Annotated in this window: 13 protein-coding genes; 6 read left to right on the top strand and 7 right to left on the bottom strand. The window is 60.3% G+C overall.

All coding sequences use genetic code 11. The features are described 5' to 3' along the window. Positions 1–146 precede the first annotated feature (146 nt). Positions 147–566, top strand: a complete 420-nt coding sequence (gene irrA, locus JJB09_RS00410) for an iron response transcriptional regulator IrrA (protein WP_201651697.1) — start codon at positions 147–149, stop codon at positions 564–566. A 94-nt stretch (positions 567–660) separates the two neighbouring features. Here the strand turns inward: irrA and JJB09_RS00405 are convergent, their stop codons facing one another. The 4 genes from JJB09_RS00405 to JJB09_RS00390 form a co-directional block, all read right to left on the bottom strand. Further along, positions 661–2019 (bottom strand): esterase-like activity of phytase family protein, encoded by a 1359-nt coding sequence (locus tag JJB09_RS00405; protein WP_201651695.1) that lies wholly within the window; start codon positions 2017–2019, stop codon positions 661–663. A gap of 122 nt (positions 2020–2141) precedes the next feature. After that, a complete protein-coding gene (locus JJB09_RS00400) occupies positions 2142–2777 on the bottom strand; it encodes a trimeric intracellular cation channel family protein (protein WP_201651693.1) in 636 nt (211 codons plus the stop codon). A 92-nt stretch (positions 2778–2869) separates the two neighbouring features. Further along, entirely contained in the window at positions 2870–3652 is a 783-nt protein-coding gene (locus JJB09_RS00395) for a YdcF family protein (RefSeq protein WP_201651691.1), read from the bottom strand. Between the two features lie 76 nt (positions 3653–3728). Further along, positions 3729–4916: a TMEM43 family protein gene (locus tag JJB09_RS00390; RefSeq protein WP_201651689.1), complete on the bottom strand. Its 1188-nt coding sequence runs from the start codon at positions 4914–4916 to the stop codon at positions 3729–3731. Positions 4917–5150: 234 nt separating this feature from the next. On the opposite strand from JJB09_RS00390, the gene JJB09_RS00385 reads away from it, so the two are divergent. Further along, positions 5151–7163: a hypothetical protein gene (locus JJB09_RS00385; RefSeq protein WP_201651687.1), complete on the top strand. Its 2013-nt coding sequence runs from the start codon at positions 5151–5153 to the stop codon at positions 7161–7163. A gap of 84 nt (positions 7164–7247) precedes the next feature. On the opposite strand, the gene JJB09_RS00380 is transcribed toward JJB09_RS00385, so the two are convergent. The 3 genes from JJB09_RS00380 to JJB09_RS00370 all read right to left on the bottom strand — a co-directional run bounded on the left by JJB09_RS00380 (position 7248) and on the right by JJB09_RS00370 (position 11733). Further along, on the bottom strand, positions 7248–10640 hold the full coding sequence (locus JJB09_RS00380) for an acyl-[ACP]--phospholipid O-acyltransferase (protein ID WP_201651685.1): 3393 nt from the start codon (positions 10638–10640) through the stop codon (positions 7248–7250). Between the two features lie 92 nt (positions 10641–10732). Then, on the bottom strand, positions 10733–11014 hold the full coding sequence (locus tag JJB09_RS00375) for a YiaA/YiaB family inner membrane protein (RefSeq protein WP_201651683.1): 282 nt from the start codon (positions 11012–11014) through the stop codon (positions 10733–10735). Positions 11015–11046: 32 nt separating this feature from the next. Next, positions 11047–11733 carry a PspA/IM30 family protein gene (locus JJB09_RS00370; RefSeq protein WP_201651681.1) on the bottom strand — a complete coding sequence of 229 codons (687 nt, stop codon included), beginning with the start codon at positions 11731–11733 and terminating at the stop codon, positions 11047–11049. A 110-nt stretch (positions 11734–11843) separates the two neighbouring features. Here JJB09_RS00370 and JJB09_RS00365 point away from each other — a divergent pair, with 110 nt between their 5' ends. From JJB09_RS00365 to JJB09_RS00350, 4 genes are all read left to right on the top strand, one after another. Continuing rightward, positions 11844–12434, top strand: coding sequence for a TetR/AcrR family transcriptional regulator (locus JJB09_RS00365; protein WP_201651679.1), 591 nt, complete (start codon positions 11844–11846; stop codon positions 12432–12434). A 104-nt stretch (positions 12435–12538) separates the two neighbouring features. Beyond that, complete coding sequence (locus tag JJB09_RS00360) at positions 12539–13243, top strand: DUF899 family protein (protein ID WP_201651677.1); 705 nt, start codon at positions 12539–12541, stop codon at positions 13241–13243. A gap of 111 nt (positions 13244–13354) precedes the next feature. Then, positions 13355–14680 (top strand): vanadium-dependent haloperoxidase, encoded by a 1326-nt coding sequence (locus tag JJB09_RS00355; RefSeq protein ID WP_246748519.1) that lies wholly within the window; start codon positions 13355–13357, stop codon positions 14678–14680. A gap of 3 nt (positions 14681–14683) precedes the next feature. Beyond that, complete coding sequence (locus JJB09_RS00350) at positions 14684–16288, top strand: CRTAC1 family protein (protein ID WP_201651674.1); 1605 nt, start codon at positions 14684–14686, stop codon at positions 16286–16288. Positions 16289–16315: the final 27 nt, after the last annotated feature.

Below are 16315 nucleotides of genomic sequence, written 5' to 3'. Positions count from 1 at the left end.
TGTGACTTGAAAAAGCCAACCCAATTCGCTGTTTTCCGGGGCCTCCAAAAGGCGGTGATGCCGAAACCTGTTGAAACAACTGCTGTCAGCCTATATATCGTTGACCAAAATACTCCTATTTAAACTGGCGTGGAGCGCGGCATTTTATGGCCACCGATCAATCGACAAAGACCGAGGCGAGATTGCGGCACGCAGGATTGCGCCCAACCCGCCAACGGATGGCGCTTGCAACACTGCTCTATGCCAAGGGTGATCGGCACCTGACAGTCGAGGAACTGCACGAAGAAGCGTCCGAGGCAGGCATCGACGTGTCGCTGGCCACCGTCTACAACACGCTGCACCAGTTCACGGAAGCCAAGATGATCCGCGTACTGGCGGTCGAAGGCAATCGCACCTATTTCGATACCAATGTTTCCGACCACCATCATTTCTTTGTGGAAGGCCGCAACGAGGTGCTGGATATCCCGCTTTCCAACATCACGATCGAGAACCTGCCCGAGCCGCCGGCCGGTATGGAAATCGCCCATGTCGACGTGGTGATCCGACTGCGAGAAAAGAAAGCCTGAAAACGGCTTTCCGCCAGAGCAACTTCCACGGCCATGAACATATGAAAGCCGCCCCGGCTCGATCCGGGGCGGCTTCTTTTTGTAGCCTCAAAAACTACTTGGCGTTCAGGAACTCGCCCACTTCGAGCAGCACGAATTCGTTGTCGTCTGCCTTGCCGAGCGTACGCCCGGAAGAAAACGGCAAGTTGTTGTCATTGCCGACGATGATATGGGTTGCATCGACGCGGTCGACATTTTCGATCGTGACGAAAGGCATATCGTAATAGCCGTCGCCGCCGCCGTGGATCTTCTTGTTGTCCGGATCCGCGATCTTCATCAGGTCGATGTAGCCGATCTTGCGGGCCGACTTGCCGACATTTTCATCCGTCATTTCGATCTTGTAGATGCGCTTGAACTTGGCCGGGACGGCAAAGCAATCGGACTTCGGATTTTCGGGATCGGCGCAAGCCTTGTCCGCAGAGCCGGCGCCATTGTCGCGCTCGATCACCAGTGCGGACGTCGCATCCAGCATGTTGAAATCGCCGATCGCTTCGCCGCCCTCCGACAGCGGATAGAACCAGAAGCGACCGGTCCAAGCCTTGGAGGCGGCATCGAGTTCAAGAATGCGCAACGCGGTCTGACCATCGGCCTTCTCTACCGAGCTGTCTTCCTGAAACAGCGGCCCCTCGAGCATGCCGTAAAGCTTGCTTGCGTCCTTGGACATCGCCAGGCCTTCATAACCGCCCGAGCGCTTGAGGTTGTAGACCGGTAATTTCATGTTCGGCTTTGCCGGCAATGTCATCGTCGGGTTGTCGGGAGACTTGACCTCGATGTCGCCCGCCTTGGTCGCGATAACGTCTGTCAGCTTGCCGTCGCGGCTGAACTTGAGGATATAGGGGCCGAATTCTTCACCGACCCAGAAACCATCGGCCACCGGCTGGATCGACTCGACGTCGAAATCGGCGCCCGTCAGGTAACGCTTTTCAGCGCCTTCCATGACGATGGGGAACGGCGCCTTCTTGTCCGGATCAGAGAGGAAGACGGTCTCCAGCGCCTGGACCTTGCCGTTCTTCCAGTCGAAGGACAGATGATGCAGCATCAACATGGAATCGCTGGAGTTCATCTTTGCACCAAAGCCGTTGTCGGAAAGGCTCCAGAATGTGCCGTCCTCCATTGCCTTGATGCCGGAAAATCCCTGCATCGCCTGACCATCGAAGGGCATGGAAAGACCGGTCGGCACAACGCCGTCCTTGCCAGCGACAGTGCCAATGCCTGCGGCGCGCTTGCGGTCGGGCGTGGTGAACTTGGCTGAAGTTTTCAGATGCTCGGCAGCATCCGCCGGCGCCGGTATGATCGTGTTGGCGGGCAGAATGGCATGGCCGACAAGCTTCGCCGGAAAAACCGCTTCTTCAGCGAGCGCCGGAATCCCTGTCAGGGCGGCAAGGGCTACTGAAGCGAATAAAAACTTGGTCACAATATCACCTGTTGGCTTGCGTAAGTTGAACAACGCAGAACCGATAGGCGGGCTAGATGACGGTGACTTGAAGTCCGGATGAAGCTTTCGTGACGTCGGCGGCAAAGCAGACGGTCAAATCGCTACATCACATCCTCGGGATCGCGCCCCGGGCGCCCCCTGTAGACCGGCATTGTCCAGCCAAAGCGGAGAGCCCCTCCGCGGATGGAAAAGGCCGTCGCCATGGCAAGCCCGAAGCAGACAAGCTCACTCATTTGCATATACGAGGCCCCGGTATAGACTGCAGCTCCCGCCAAAGCAGCTGTAACATAGATTTCGGGCCGCAACAGAACCGAAGGCTCTCCCGCGACGATATCGCGGAGCACGCCGCCGAATGTGGCTGTCAGCATGCCGGTGACGATCGCCACAAGCGGAGACCCCGTCGCCGCCAGCCCCTTGGCTGCCCCCAGCGCCGCATAAGCGGACATGCCGATCGCATCGAGCCAGATCAGCAGCCGGTAGCGCGATTCAAACAGATGGGCGGTGAAGAACACCAGAATTCCGGAGAACAGGCATGCCAGCAGGTAATTGGGATTCTTGACCCAGAAGACCGGCAATTGACCCAGGATGATGTCGCGGAACGTACCGCCGCCGATGCCGGTAATCGACGCCAGGAAAATGAAGCCGACGAGATCCAGCTGCTTGCGGCTCGCCGCAAGCCCGCCAGTCGCTGCAAACAGCGCAATCGCCAGGTAATCGAGAAATTCTAGATACGTCATGTCCGCTCCACAGTAACGGCATGGAAGGATGCCAATGGCTGTTTGTCAATCATACCAAGGATGGCCCCGCGCAGGTTAGCTCTGCAGAATCCTCAGGGAACCAGTTGCCTTGTCTTGCCGGTTGCATAGGAATTCAGGAGTGCAAGCCATTCACGCGTGGCGGTAGAGATCAGCTGGCTGTTTAACGTCGGTTGGGTAAAATCGAGGCCAAGCGCCACCTTGCCGCTGGCACGGTAATCAGTCGGCCATGCGATCGTGGCAACATTGCGTGCCTCGAACAGCGCCCGCGCCCGCGGCATGTGATAGGCCGAGGTGATCAGCAGGCAATCCGCAAGCCCGTTGCTGTCGAGAAGCTGCTTGGTTTGGGACACATTCTCCGCCGTGTTGCGCGAGACGGTCTCCCGGATGATCCGGCCGGGATCGACACCCATGGCGGAGAAGAAGTCGCCGGCCAGCTCCGCATCGCCCTTGTAATCGCCCGAAAACGATCCATCGCCACCCGAGACAAGGATTTTCGCGTCCGGATGTAGGCGGGCGAGCCGCGCCGCTTCGATGAACCGATCGGCGGACTGGTTCATCTCCATCCCACCGCGACCGGCTGTCACCTCAAGGTCGAACGCGCCGCCAAGGACGACCATGCAGGCCACGTTCTCAGGCAGCGCCGGTTTCGGATAGCGCGCTTCCAGGTGCTGAAGGCTCCAGGCGCCGAAAGTGGTAAACAACGCTATGAAAAGGATCAGTCCTGCCATTGACGACAACAGCACGGCCAGTTTCCGCCAACGCAACAATTGCAAGGCAACGGCTGCGGCGATCAGGAAGAACACCAGCGACAGCGGCTGGAACACCAGCCAGAGCAGCTTGCCTGCAACGAACATCAGTGTCCTTCCTAGAAAAACAAATAAGGGCCGGGCTTTGCTGCCCGGCCCTTCCTATTCGACACGTGCCGTGGCTTCAACCCGTTCGTCCCAACGCCGGCTGCGTTGTCGCAGCCGCCGCCGCTTTCCGGCGGAGGTAGATGAAGGCCGCGGCCAACAGCAGACTGCTGGCAATGATTCCTATTGCCAGCGCCGGGCGATAGGCAAACCAGCCGATGGCGATGACAAGCGGCCCAACGACCAATGTGAAGACCAGCGCAAGTATGCCGGTACCAAAGCTGACGATCGAGCCGATGAAAGGCACGACATCGCCAAGAACGGGCAGGATCATCGTCATCAACTTGAAGCCGATGAACAGGCCGAGCAGGCCGCCCGCGCGGATCAGCCAGGTGATGATGGTATTTTCCTGCTGCGCCTGCGCGAACATGGCCGGCGCATCCTTCTTGCCAGCCGCACTCAGCAGGATTTCGCGACCGTTGGTGCTGGTATAGGCCTCGATCCGGTCACCCTTCTGGGCGCCGACGAAGCTGGCTTCGGCAAGATCGGTGCGTTCGAACCCGATCTTCATGTCGCCGATTTGCGGCGAACTTGCAGAAGAGCCGAGATAGATGTCACCTTGATTGAACTTCACCGGCCTGTCGGTCGCGATCTCGCTGCCGATGCGCGACACGTCTTCCTCGGTCAACCGAATCTGCTTGTCATCGCCAAGATTGGCAACCTGCGAACCGTCGAGCACGAAGGCGCCGACGGTGGCGCTATCGACGACAATGCGCTTGGCGTCCACCGCAAATGAAGGATTCTCGTGGCCATCCGGCACCTTGAAGTCGGCGGAATCGACCGGGCTCGAGCGCCATTCTTTTGAATAGCTGTAGGTCGTCGTCGTCTCTTCGCTGCCACCGAGGTTCTTCTCGGTCTTGCTCTCGGATTTTTCAACCCACTGATACATCTCGACATTACGCACGATCGCCAGTGCTCCATCCGCCTCTACGGCGAACTGGTCGTCACTGACCGTGCCTTCGGCCTTCACCGGCCCGGTAATATGGATGAGCTTGCCATCGTTGGCAGGATCCGTCCTTGCGCTGTCGACCGAAACAACCAGACCCGCCCCCTCCACCAGCGAACGGTACGTCTGGATCGCGCGCCCCTCGTTCCAGAACAGGAAGTAGATGGAAACAAGAATTAGAACGATGCCGACAAGTATTCCGATCAACGCGTTCTTGATGCGCGTGAACCAGGATGTCGTGGTGGTTTCGGTGTAGCTCATAGCCCTCTCCAAACAATCGAACCGCAACCCCTTCTTGCGGCTCAGGCAGCATAAATGCCTCAAACGGCCCTAATAAAACGTGGATAGGCGGCCAGTTATTCGCCAACAAGCGGAGATATTTGCCGCTTGCACAGAGATGACCAGCAAAATCCCTTGCAATGCATGGAAAGTCCCACAAATAGTCGAAAGACACGGCGTGGGGACGCCGAATCAGTTGAAATGAGCGGAAATTCCATGAAAAATACGATCGACGCGTGGTTCGAGAACGCTGGGGCGTTCATCGCCGCCTGGTACGGGCGAATCTACGCCGTCTGCGCCTTCATACTTGGCGTCTTCATTGCCTGGCACGTGCTGAGCCTTGCGACACCGCTCGGAATCTTCCAGATCCTGCTCGTGATACTTTGCCTGGCGGGATTGTCGGTCGGGCTATGGATGCGCGGCGGCGAGATGCGCCTGCTCAACGTCCTTGCGACATTGGGCATGTATGCCGGCGGCTTTGCGGCAGCGCTGGCCATCTACGACACGATCCAGGGCGACGATACTGCCATCGCCGAGTGGCAGGTCTGGCTGATCTTCACCGGTATATTTCTGGCTCTCTATCGCGGCTTCATGGTCTGGTTTGCGCCGACCAAACGGCTCGAAGGCATGACCGACGACGAGCGGGCCGAATACCTCGCCGTGCGATCGGCCGATGCCAGGCGCAAGGCCGAACTGAAAAGCCTGCCATCGCATGGCTGGTATCAAATCGCCTCCTTCGTCACCGGCGCGGCCATGGTCGGTTCGTTTGCCACCACGGCAATCGGCTTTCATCACGAGATCGTCGACCCGCTCGATCCGCCGCTGGTGCAATACGGCATCCCGATCGGCCTTTCGGCGCTTGCAGCCCTGATCATCTGGGCGGGTTGGAACTTCGTTTTCCTGCGCATCCGACTGGCTTCGAACATGTTTTCGCGGCTGTTCGGCTTCGTCGCCGGTCTCATCGTTCTGGTACCCCTGACACTTGCCATCCACACGGTATTCGGCATCATCGGCGTCGGCGGCACGGAAGGTATCCGCGCCCATAACCTTTGGTATGCCGATGTTCTGGATGCCTACGAACGGCGCGTGGACGGCGTCCGCGCCATCGAGGCGAACCGGCTTTCCGGCGCGCTTCAATACATGTCCAACCAGCTCAAGGCGGCCGCGGCGAGCGAGGAGACTACGGGACAGGGCTGCGGCGCCGGCAAGGGCTCTCTCTGGACATTCTACACCGATTCCGCTGCGCGCACGGCGACGATCCTCGACATCGTCACCACCCGCAAGAATGCCAACCAGGACCTCAAATCCGAGATCGAGGCGCTGCGTGCCCGCATCCGCAAGCCGGAAGGCAAACTGGAAGACATCCAGCCGGAACTCGCCGCCCAGGCCGACCAGATCCGCCGCAAGATTGTCGAGACCGACAATTCGTCCGCGCTTCCCAGCGTCAAGACGTTCGTCAAGGAAACCAGCGCAACGGTGAATTCCGACGCGTTCTTCTCCGGCTGGTCTGCGTGTACGCTGGCCAAGAAGGATGTCATCCTCACCCAGATCAACACGTTGGTCGCCTCGGTGGACGACGCAGCTGAAAGCGCCGAAGCTGACATCGCGGTGAAGAAATCGAGCCTGGAGTTCCGTATTCCGGTCGAAAACCGCATCGAAACGATCCCGTTCATCGATCGCTATTTCCATGGTGAAAGGGCAGCAGCGGTGCCGACGCTGGAGCAGCAGGCCCAGTCAGCAGACAGTGTGCCGGTCTTCGTGCCGCTGAGGCCATTCTGGGCTGTGGTTTCCTATGCCGGCAGCCTGATGGGCTATGTCGCCCTGCAATTGGCGCTCGACTTTTCGCCAGCCGTGCTCGGCCTGCTGTTTGCGCTGCTCGCGCCCTTCCCGAACAGCCGCACGCGGCTCGGCAAGGCCTGGGACAGCTTCTGGGCCAAGCGCTTCGAGAAATGGACCCCGGCCGACGAGGAGCCGGAAGTCCCCGCTCCGGCTAAAGCCGCACCGCAGCCTAAAGCGGCACCGCAAGCAAAGGTGATGGAAGACGAACGCCCTGCGGAAGTCGAGGAGCATTTCCCTGTTATGGAGCCCGAGGACGTCTATCGGCCGCAGGCTCCGGACGCGGATTCCACCCCGCCCCAGCATCGCAAGGAGCCGGAATTCGGCGACGCCCCAGAACACGAAGAGGTCACGGCCCAGGACACCGGGCGCGAGCCACGTTTCGAGCGGTAGCAATAAAACATACCTAGATATGCAAGAGGCCGGCGATATCTCGCCGGCCTCTTGCATTTTGGGGGCATGTCTGTAACCGCGGCCTTAGGCAGCCTTGGCGGAATTTGTCTCCAACACCAGTTTACGGGCAGCAACAAAATCGACCTTGCCGGAACCGAGAACCGGCACCTTGCCAATGCGCACTTCCGCCGGCACCATCATGTCCATCGCACTTTTCAGCTTGGCAAAGGCGAGGAATTCGGCGCGGGTGGCGTCGGGCGCGTCGGTGAGCAGCACGAGGCGTTCGCCCTTCTTGGCATCCGGGATGGCCGAAACCACCGAGAGATGACCCGGCCACATCTCGCCGGCGAGCGCCTCGACGGCAGCAAGCGACACCATCTCGCCGCCGATCTTGGCAAACCGCTTGGCGCGACCGCGGATGCGGATGAAGCCATCCTCGTCGATGGTCACGATATCGCCGGTGTCGTGCCAGCCGTCTTCCAGCGGCTCGATGACGCCGGGATTTTCGGCCCTGAGATAACCGGCCATGACATTGGCGCCGCGAATATGCAGGCGGCCGCCTTCGTCGATGCCCGGCACCGGCTCAAGCTTCCATTCCATACCCGGCATGATCTTGCCGACAGTGCCCGAGCGGTTGAACATCGGCGTGTTGAGCGAGATCACCGGCGCGGTTTCGGTCACGCCATAGCCCTCGAGGATGCGGAGGCCGAACTTCTCCATGTAGGTCTCGCGCGTCGACGGCTTAACCGGCTCCGCCCCCGAGAAGATGTAACGGATCGAGCGGAAATCGTAGGGATGAGCCGTCCGGGCATAGCCGTTCAGGAATGTGTCGGTGCCGAAAATGATCGTCGCATTGGACGAATAGATCAGCTCCGGCACGATGCGGTAATGCAGCGGCGACGGGTAGAAATAGATCGGCACGCCCGAGACCAGCGGCAGCACCGTGCCGGCAGTCAGTCCGAAGGAATGGAACACCGGCAGGATGTTGAACACCTTGTCGCCCGAGTGGAAATCGATGCGGGAGGCGGCCTGCGCGGCATTGGAGAGAATATTGCGGTGTGTCAGCACCACGCCCTTCGGCGTGCCTTCCGAGCCCGAGGTGAAGAGGATCACGGCGGGATCATCGGCCTTGCGCTTGACCAGGGGGCGGTACTTTTGAAGTAGGCCGCGCACCTTGTCGGCAAAGGTCACGGTCGTGCGAAGCTCATCCAGCCAGATGATCTGCACTTCCTTTTCGAGTTCGGCAATGACGGGACCAAGCTTGCCCTGCTCGACGAAGGCGCGCGAGGACAGCACGTGCTTTATCTCGGCAGCCCGGCAGGCCGACAGGATGTTGGCGGCGCCCGCCGTGAAATTCAGCATCGCCGGAACCTTGCCCGCCGACATGACGCCGAGGACGGTGGCTGCAGTGCCATTGGCATTCGGCAGCATGACGCCGAGCGTTTTTTCATGCGGGAAAAGTGCCCTGAACTTTGCCCCGAGCACGGCAGCACCCGTGAGCAGCTTGGCATAGGAGAGCTGACCGGCAATCGGGTCCTCGACCGCGAGCTTGCCGCCGCCCTTCTCCCTGGCCGTATCGATGATCCGTTCAAGCACGGTGGAACTGGTATTGGACGTGCGGAACATCAGCATCGACATGACCTGGTAGAGCGCGGCACCGGCAGCGATGCGGCGCTTGCGACCCTTGAGATCCTCAGGGACATCCAGTTTGACCGGCTCAAGGATCGTCACCTTGACCTTGGGGAACAGGCGACGACGCACCTGGCCACCCGAGAGGCGCGAGAAGTAGCTCTTCTCCAGACCATCGATACGGACGGGAACGATCATCGAACCCGTCTTGTCGGCCACCATGGCGGCACCATCATAAACCTTCATCAGCGTGCCGGTGACGGTCAGGCGCCCCTCCGGGAAGATGCCGATCGCATTGCCTTCATTGACGATCTTGATCAGCGAGCGCGTCGCCATCGGCTTGGTCGGATCGAGCGGCAGGAACTTGCACATGTTGAGGAAAGGTTTGACCCACCATGCCTGGGCGATCTTGTAGTCCACGGCGAAGACCGGTTCCTCCTCGGTGATGGCAAGTGCCAGCGCACCATCGAGGAAGCTGACATGGTTGAGCGCGATAATCGGCGCAGTACCCGCCTTCTTGATGTTTTCCAGACCATCGACTTCCAGCCGCATGAAGGCGCGGAAAAGGATTGTGATGAAATCGCGGAAGGGATTGGTCGGCAGCGTCTTGATCATCAGCCAGGCAACGCCGAGATTGATGATGGAAAGGCTGAGAATGATGGCCGGTACCGTGGCGCCCAGCTTCTGCAGCACGGCAACGAGCGCCAGGCCCGAGGTGATGAACAGTGCGGAGAGAACGTTGGCCGCGCCAATGACGCGCGCCCTGCGATCCTCATGCGCCCAGGTCTGCATGGCCGCGAAGGTCGGCACGGCAAGGAATGCACCCGCAATCGCCATGCCCGCGAGATCGATGGCCACACGGATGGTCCGCTCGCCGGCAAAGAAGGCGCCGATGGTTTCAGCATGCGCGGTGGAATGCAAACCCCAGAGGTTCCAGGCGAGATCAAGACCGAATAGCGCGATCAACGCGGTGCCCACCGGCGCCGGCAACAGCACGATGCGGCCCGCGGACATCCAGCCGGCAATCGCCGAGCCCACCGCAATGGCAATGGCGAAGACGGCAAGATAGGCCGGCACGACGATTTCGGAACCACCGAGGATTTCGGTCACCATGACCGGCAGCATCGACATGACGAACGCACCGACGAACCAGAACCACGAATTCATCAGGGCGGAGCGCCAGATACGCTTGTCGGCACGGATCTCGTTGACGAGCGTATAGCTGGAACGCAGCACGTTCCTGTCGATGACAAGGTCTGGCGCCTTGGCTCCGGTTGCGGGGATCATCCGGCTTGCCAGCCAGCAAAGCACGGCAAGACCCATCATCATCGGTCCGAAGACCCAGACGCTTCCCTTATCTGAAAACGCCACCGCGGCAGTGATCGTGCCGGTCAGGATGGCGATGAAGGTGCCTCCTTCGATCCAGGCATTGGCCTTGGGCAGATCCTTGCGCTCGAGATGATCGGGCAGGATGCCGTATTTGATCGGGCCAAACAGTGCCGAGACGACCCCGAAGCCGAACAGCGCCAGCATCAGGATCCAGATGGAGGAGAAGGCGATGCCGGCGACGGCAATCGCTGCAACGCCGATTTCGGCGCGCTTGAGCAGTTCGGCCATCTTCGCCTTGTCGAACTTGTCGGCCAATTGGCCACCCAGCGCGGAAAGCAGCAGGAACGGCAGAATGAAGATGCCGCCGGCCAGCGTTACCAGCGCCGCGCCTTCGGCTGCGAGCTGCGCCATGATCACGAAGATCAGCGTGTTCTTGAGGAAATTGTCATTGAAGGCAGAAAGGAACTGCGTCCAGAACAGCGGCGCGAACTTCCTCGAGGTCATCAGATTGCGTTGCATGGCACGTCCCTCGTTAATTCCGAAGAGAGAGCCACAGAGTGGTTACGCAAAAGTTGAACAGCGCAACAACCCTGTGGTGTGGTTAAGAAAGCTCAGCTTTCGCCGTTACGATTGAAGTTCACGAGAAGCTTCTCGGTCCGGGCGTCCTCGACCTTGCGGATGAGTTTTTCAGCCTCGCTGTTGTCACGCAGCGTCTTGGTCATATTCACCGTGGTCTGCACCAGCATCAGGATACCCATGGCAAGATAGCCTTTTCCCCACAGGTCGAGCGGCATCATGTATAGGCCCATGGCGAGCATGAAGGCAGCCGCGCCGAAAGAGATATAGGAGAAGCTGACCCAGCTGGAGGAGTGTTTCTGGAAACTGTCGTTCATCGTGGTGATCCCTTCGTCAAATGGAATACGGTTCAGGCGGCGGAGTTCATGCGCCCGCGGAGGCGCACGAGCACATCGTCTGCGGAGGTGCGAAGCGGTGCGCCGCAGCCGGCATTGGCCAGCTTTTCGATGATGCCGGCGGGACGGATCGAACCTTCCATGTTCCGGAGCACCGATGCGGTGGTTTCGTTCTGGCTCTGGCGAATCCTAAGCCGGGCAAGCGTTTCCTCGGCCTCATCGAGCGTGGCCAAGCCCGGGCCTGCGACCGCAAGGTCGAGCTTCTGGGTTTCCTCGGTGGCACGGGCCAGCCGTTCACCGCGCTGCAAAGCCTGCAGCCGGGCTTCGGCATTGCGCACAATCGCCTTCAGTTTGTCGATCGTGGCGGTAAACTGGGCCTGCGCCTTCTGCGAAATGTCGCGCTCGGCTTCGAGATAGGCCAGCGCTTCGGCCGCTTCCCGGGCAAGGGCTTCGCTGCCTTGTTCAAGTGCGGCCAGCGTGCGGATTTCGAGATCCGCGATGCGGATCTGGATCGCGGCATGCTGGCCCTTTTCCTGTTCGTTCTGGGCGATGGCAACGGCGACTGCTCGCCGCGCCGCCTGCACGGAACCTGCGGCATCACGGATCTGCTGGCTGAGGAGCGGCACGGCGTTGCGGTCGGAGAATGCCTGCTCGGCATCGTATGCCCGGCCGCGCAGCAAAGTCAGAAATTGTTTGAACATTTGTAACCTCCCAGTTATGAACGTTGTTCAAGAAGTAACTTATGGCAGAATCATGAACGTCGTTCAAGAACTAATTTGAACGACGTTCATGAATCGAAACGGAATGGTTAATGGCTGGCAAAAGAGAAGAAAAGCGCGAGGACCTGAAGGCTCGGTTGATCGAGGCGGCGCGCAACCGCATTGCCAGCGAAGGGCTGGCAAACCTCCGGGCCCGCGAGATCACACAGGATGCCGGCTGCGCGTTGGGCGGTCTCTATACTGCCTTCGCCGATCTCGACGAACTCGTCATCCATGTGAACTCTTCCACGCTCGCCGCTCTGGAGCACTCGTTGGAAGAGACGGCCGGCCCGATCGACGGCCCGGTCGACACCCTGCGGCATCTGGCGCGCGGCTACCTCGCCTTCGCCGTCGCCAACCGCAATCTCTGGCGCGCCCTGTTCGAGCACCAGCGGCAATCCACACCCGACTGGCACCTCGCCGAGCACCTGTTCCTGATCGGCCTGATCGCCGAGCCACTCAAGCAGTTGCAGCCTTCGCTTTCCGATGAGGCCCGCTTCATTCGCGCCCGAACGTTGTTTGGAGCGGTGCATGGCGTCATCTCGATCAGTCTCGAAGGACGCTTTGTCGGCCTGCCGCTTGAAGTTCTGGAGCAGGAAATCGACGATTTCGTCGGGCTTATCGCAAGGGGCGCGCGCGCCTGACGTCTTCCGGCAGCCCGCATTTTGCCTTAACATGGGTTGCCCGGAACTTTACCGGCGCAATAAGGTTGAAGGGAGCATGCAGGCCAGCACCAAGGGAGGACAACATGACTGCTGCCGAGCCACTCAAGCCCGCCATCGAACTTGCCAGGTCAAATGGCGTCAGGTTCCCCAATGAATCCGAAGAATACCGACAGGCGCGCGATGCGCTGTTGGCCGAAGAAATCGAACTCCGCCGCCACATCGAGCGTGTCGCCGAACAACGGCGAGCCCTGCCGCCGGGCGGCAAAGTCAAGAAGCACTACATGTTCGACGGGCCGAACGGGCAAGCCAGTTTCGAAGACCTCTTCGACGACAAGGAAACCCTGGTTGTCTACAGCTACATGTTCGGTCCTGAACGCGAGCGGCCTTGCCCCATGTGTACCTCGCTTCTGTCATCCTGGGACGGCGAAGTTCCCGACATCCGGCAGCGGGTCGCCTTTGCCGTCGTGGCACGGTCGCCGCTTGAAAGGCTGCTGGCTTTCAAGAAGGAGCGTGGCTGGCACAACCTGCCGCTCTTTTCCGATCCGACTGGCGAATTCAGCCGCGATTATCATGCATGGCCGGCTGACGGCAGCGACGATGCCGCATTCAACGTCTTCACCCGACGGGACGGCACGATTCGCCACTTTTGGGGCGGCGAGATGAGCCAAGCAACGGCAGATCCCGGACAGGACCCTCGCGGCGCGCCCGACCTGATGCCGCTCTGGACAATCCTTGACAGCACGCCCGAGGGCCGAGCACCCGACTGGTATCCAAGATTGAATTACTAGAGTCTCTCAGGACTCCAAGCGACATCTGAATATACTTGCGAAGAACCTGCAGGCCATGCTTAATCATGGTGTGCAGGCCGACACAAGAATACGCCGCACGCGGGGGTACAGATGAAGTTGGTTCGCAACGTGATTGCCATGGCGATCACACTTTCCTTGACGTTTTTTCTCGCACTAGGGGCCACCACGGCACAGGCAGGCAGCCTGCCGCCCGAGAAGGTGCTCAGCAACTGGTACAGGCTCGTGCTGGAACTGGTGCGGCATACGCCGACCTATTCGCCGCCAGTTGCCAGCCGCAGCTTCGCCTATCTGGGCGTGACAGCCTTCGAGGCGACGGCCACCGGGCCCGGCGATCTCAGGTCGCTTGCCGGCCAACTGAATGCGCTGACGCCCGCGCCGCAACGCGAGGCAGGCAAGACTTATGACGAGGCCGTGGTATTGGACGCCGCGATCGCATTTGCGGCCCAGAACTTCTTTACCCATACCGGCCCGACCGGGCAGCGGGCGCTGGCCGCCATGTCCAAGAAGATGCGGGCGAAGGTTGCTGACGGCTTGCCTGATGACGTGGTTGCGCGCTCAGAAGCGCACGGCAAGGCAGTGGCAGAGCATATCCTCAAATGGTCCGAAACCGATGGCGGCGCCGTCGTCGAAAACATGGGCTTTCCGCTCGAATACAAGCTGACGCCCGGCCCGGCCCACTGGGTGCCGACCAGCAAGATCGCCCAGCAGCAAACCCCGCTTCTGCCCGCATGGGGCAAGAACCGCACCTTTGCGATGCCGGATGGCGCGACCTGCGGCCTTCCTCCGCCGCCAGAATACAGCGAAGACAAGAATTCCGCCTTCTACAAGGAAGGACTGGAGGTCTATGAGACCGTCAACACGCTAACCCCGGAACAGCGGGCCATTGCCCGCTTCTGGTCTGATGATCCGATGCTGTCGCCAACGCCTCCCGGCCACTGGATATCCATTGCCATGCAGGTGCTGGACCAAGAGCATGCCAAAGTGGATAAGGTCGTCGAGGTTCAGGCCCGTCTCGGCGTGACGCTTGCAGACTCGTTCATCGGCTGCTGGGACGCCAAGTTCAAGTACGACCTCGTTCGTCCGATTACCTATATCAAGCGCCTGATGGACCCGAAGTGGGAGGCACTGCTGATCACGCCGCCCTTCCCTGAATATCCCTCGGGGCATTCGACCCAGTCGGGCGCGGCGGCCGTGGTGCTTGCCGACCTTTTTGGCGAAAACCACGCCTTCGTGGACGCCACCCACGAGGCAGACGGGCTAATTCCGCGCAAGTTCACCAGCTTCTGGCATGCGGCCGAAGAAGCCGGCATTTCGCGGCTCTATGGTGGCATCCATTACCGCTCGGCGATCAAGCTGGGTCTCGATCAGGGCAAGTGCATCGGCGCCTACACCAACAAGCTCAAGACGAGGAAGTAAGCAATGCGACTCGTCCTTCTCTCTGCCGTCATCACAAGCCTGTCGCTGACAACGTTGGCGCTAGCCGCAGAAACCACTGTTGCCGTCCCATCTTTTCAGGAGGAGACGGCGAGCGCCGGCATCGACAGCATCTATGCCGGAGACTGGCAGTACATGGTCGGCGGCGGAGCGGCGAGTTTCGATTGTAATGACGATGGCTTTGCGGACCTCTACCTCGCCGGCGGCGAAAACCCCGCCACCTTCTACCGCAATGCCTCGACACGCGGCGGCGCATTGAAATTCACCAAGCAGGCGAGCGGGCTTGAACTCGACAAAGTCACGGGCGCCTACCCCATCGACATCGATGGCGACGGCATCACCGATCTTGCCGTGCTGCGCGTCGGCGAAAACGTGCTGATGCGCGGCCTCGGCGCGTGCCGCTTCGAGCGAGCCAATGAAGCCTGGAATTTCAATGGCGGAGATTTCTGGAACACGGCATTTGCCGCCACATTCGAGCGCGGCGCCGTGTGGCCGACACTGGCATTCGGCACCTATGTCGATCGCAACGAAGATACCTACCCCTGGGGAACCTGTACGGAAAACTGGCTGATACGGCCTGTGTCGGATGCAGCAAAGAAATTCGCCGCGCCGCTGCCGCTAAAGCCCAGCTTCTGCCCGCTGTCGATCATGTTCACCGACTGGAATCGTTCCGGCACGCCAAGCCTGCGCGTCTCCAACGACCGCGAATACTACAAGGGCGGGCAGGAGCAGATGTGGAAAGTCGAGCCCGGCAAGAAACCCGAGCTCTATACGCTTGCGGAAGGCTGGAAGTACCTGAGGATCTGGGGCATGGGCATCGCCAGCTACGATCTCGATTCCGACGGATATCCCGAATACTTCCTGACATCGATGGCGGACAACAAGCTGCAGTCGCTGGCTGCCGTGCCCAAGGACGGCAAGCCGAAGCCATCCTATGCCGATATAGCCTTCGCCAAGGGTGTCACCGCCCACCGCCCCTATGCAGGCGGCGACTGGCATCCGTCGACGGCCTGGCATACCCAGTTCGAAGACGTCAACAATGACGGCCGTGTCGACCTGTTCATCGCCAAAGGCAACGTGGCGGAAATGCAGGATTTCGCCAAGAAGGACCCCAATAACCTTCTGCTGCAGCTTGCCGACGGCAAGTTCACGGAAGTCGGGGACAAGGCGGGCATCGCCAGCATGGACGTGGCTCGCGGCGCGGCATTGACCGACTTCAATCTTGACGGCCTGATCGATCTCGTGGTCGTCAATCGCTGGAAGACCGCCCAACTCTGGCGTAATGTGAGCAAGGACGCCGGCAACTGGGTCGAGTTGAAACTCCAGCAGACCGGCGCCAATCGCGATGCCATCGGCGCCTGGGTCGAGGTGCGTTGCGGCGACGTCACGGTGCGGCGCGAGATCACCATTGGCGGCGGCCATGCCGGCGGCGAGCTCGGTTTCCGGCATTTCGGTCTTGGCGAGGCATCCACAGCCGACGTCAGGGTTATCTGGCCGGACGGCGCGGCCGGAGAATGGCAAAGCGTGCAGGGTGGCAAGATCTACCTTGTCAAACGGGATGCAAAGGTGGCGGAATGGGCTGCACAATAAGGGTGCGGCCAACAGGGGGCGAGCGCA

The organism is Phytoamicus setariae (genome assembly GCF_016722925.1).
Classification (GTDB): Bacteria; Pseudomonadota; Alphaproteobacteria; order Rhizobiales; family Rhizobiaceae; genus Rhizobium_E; species Rhizobium_E setariae.
The sequence above is the reverse complement of the archived record's forward strand: the minus strand, read 5'-3'. Positions and strand labels throughout refer to the sequence as shown.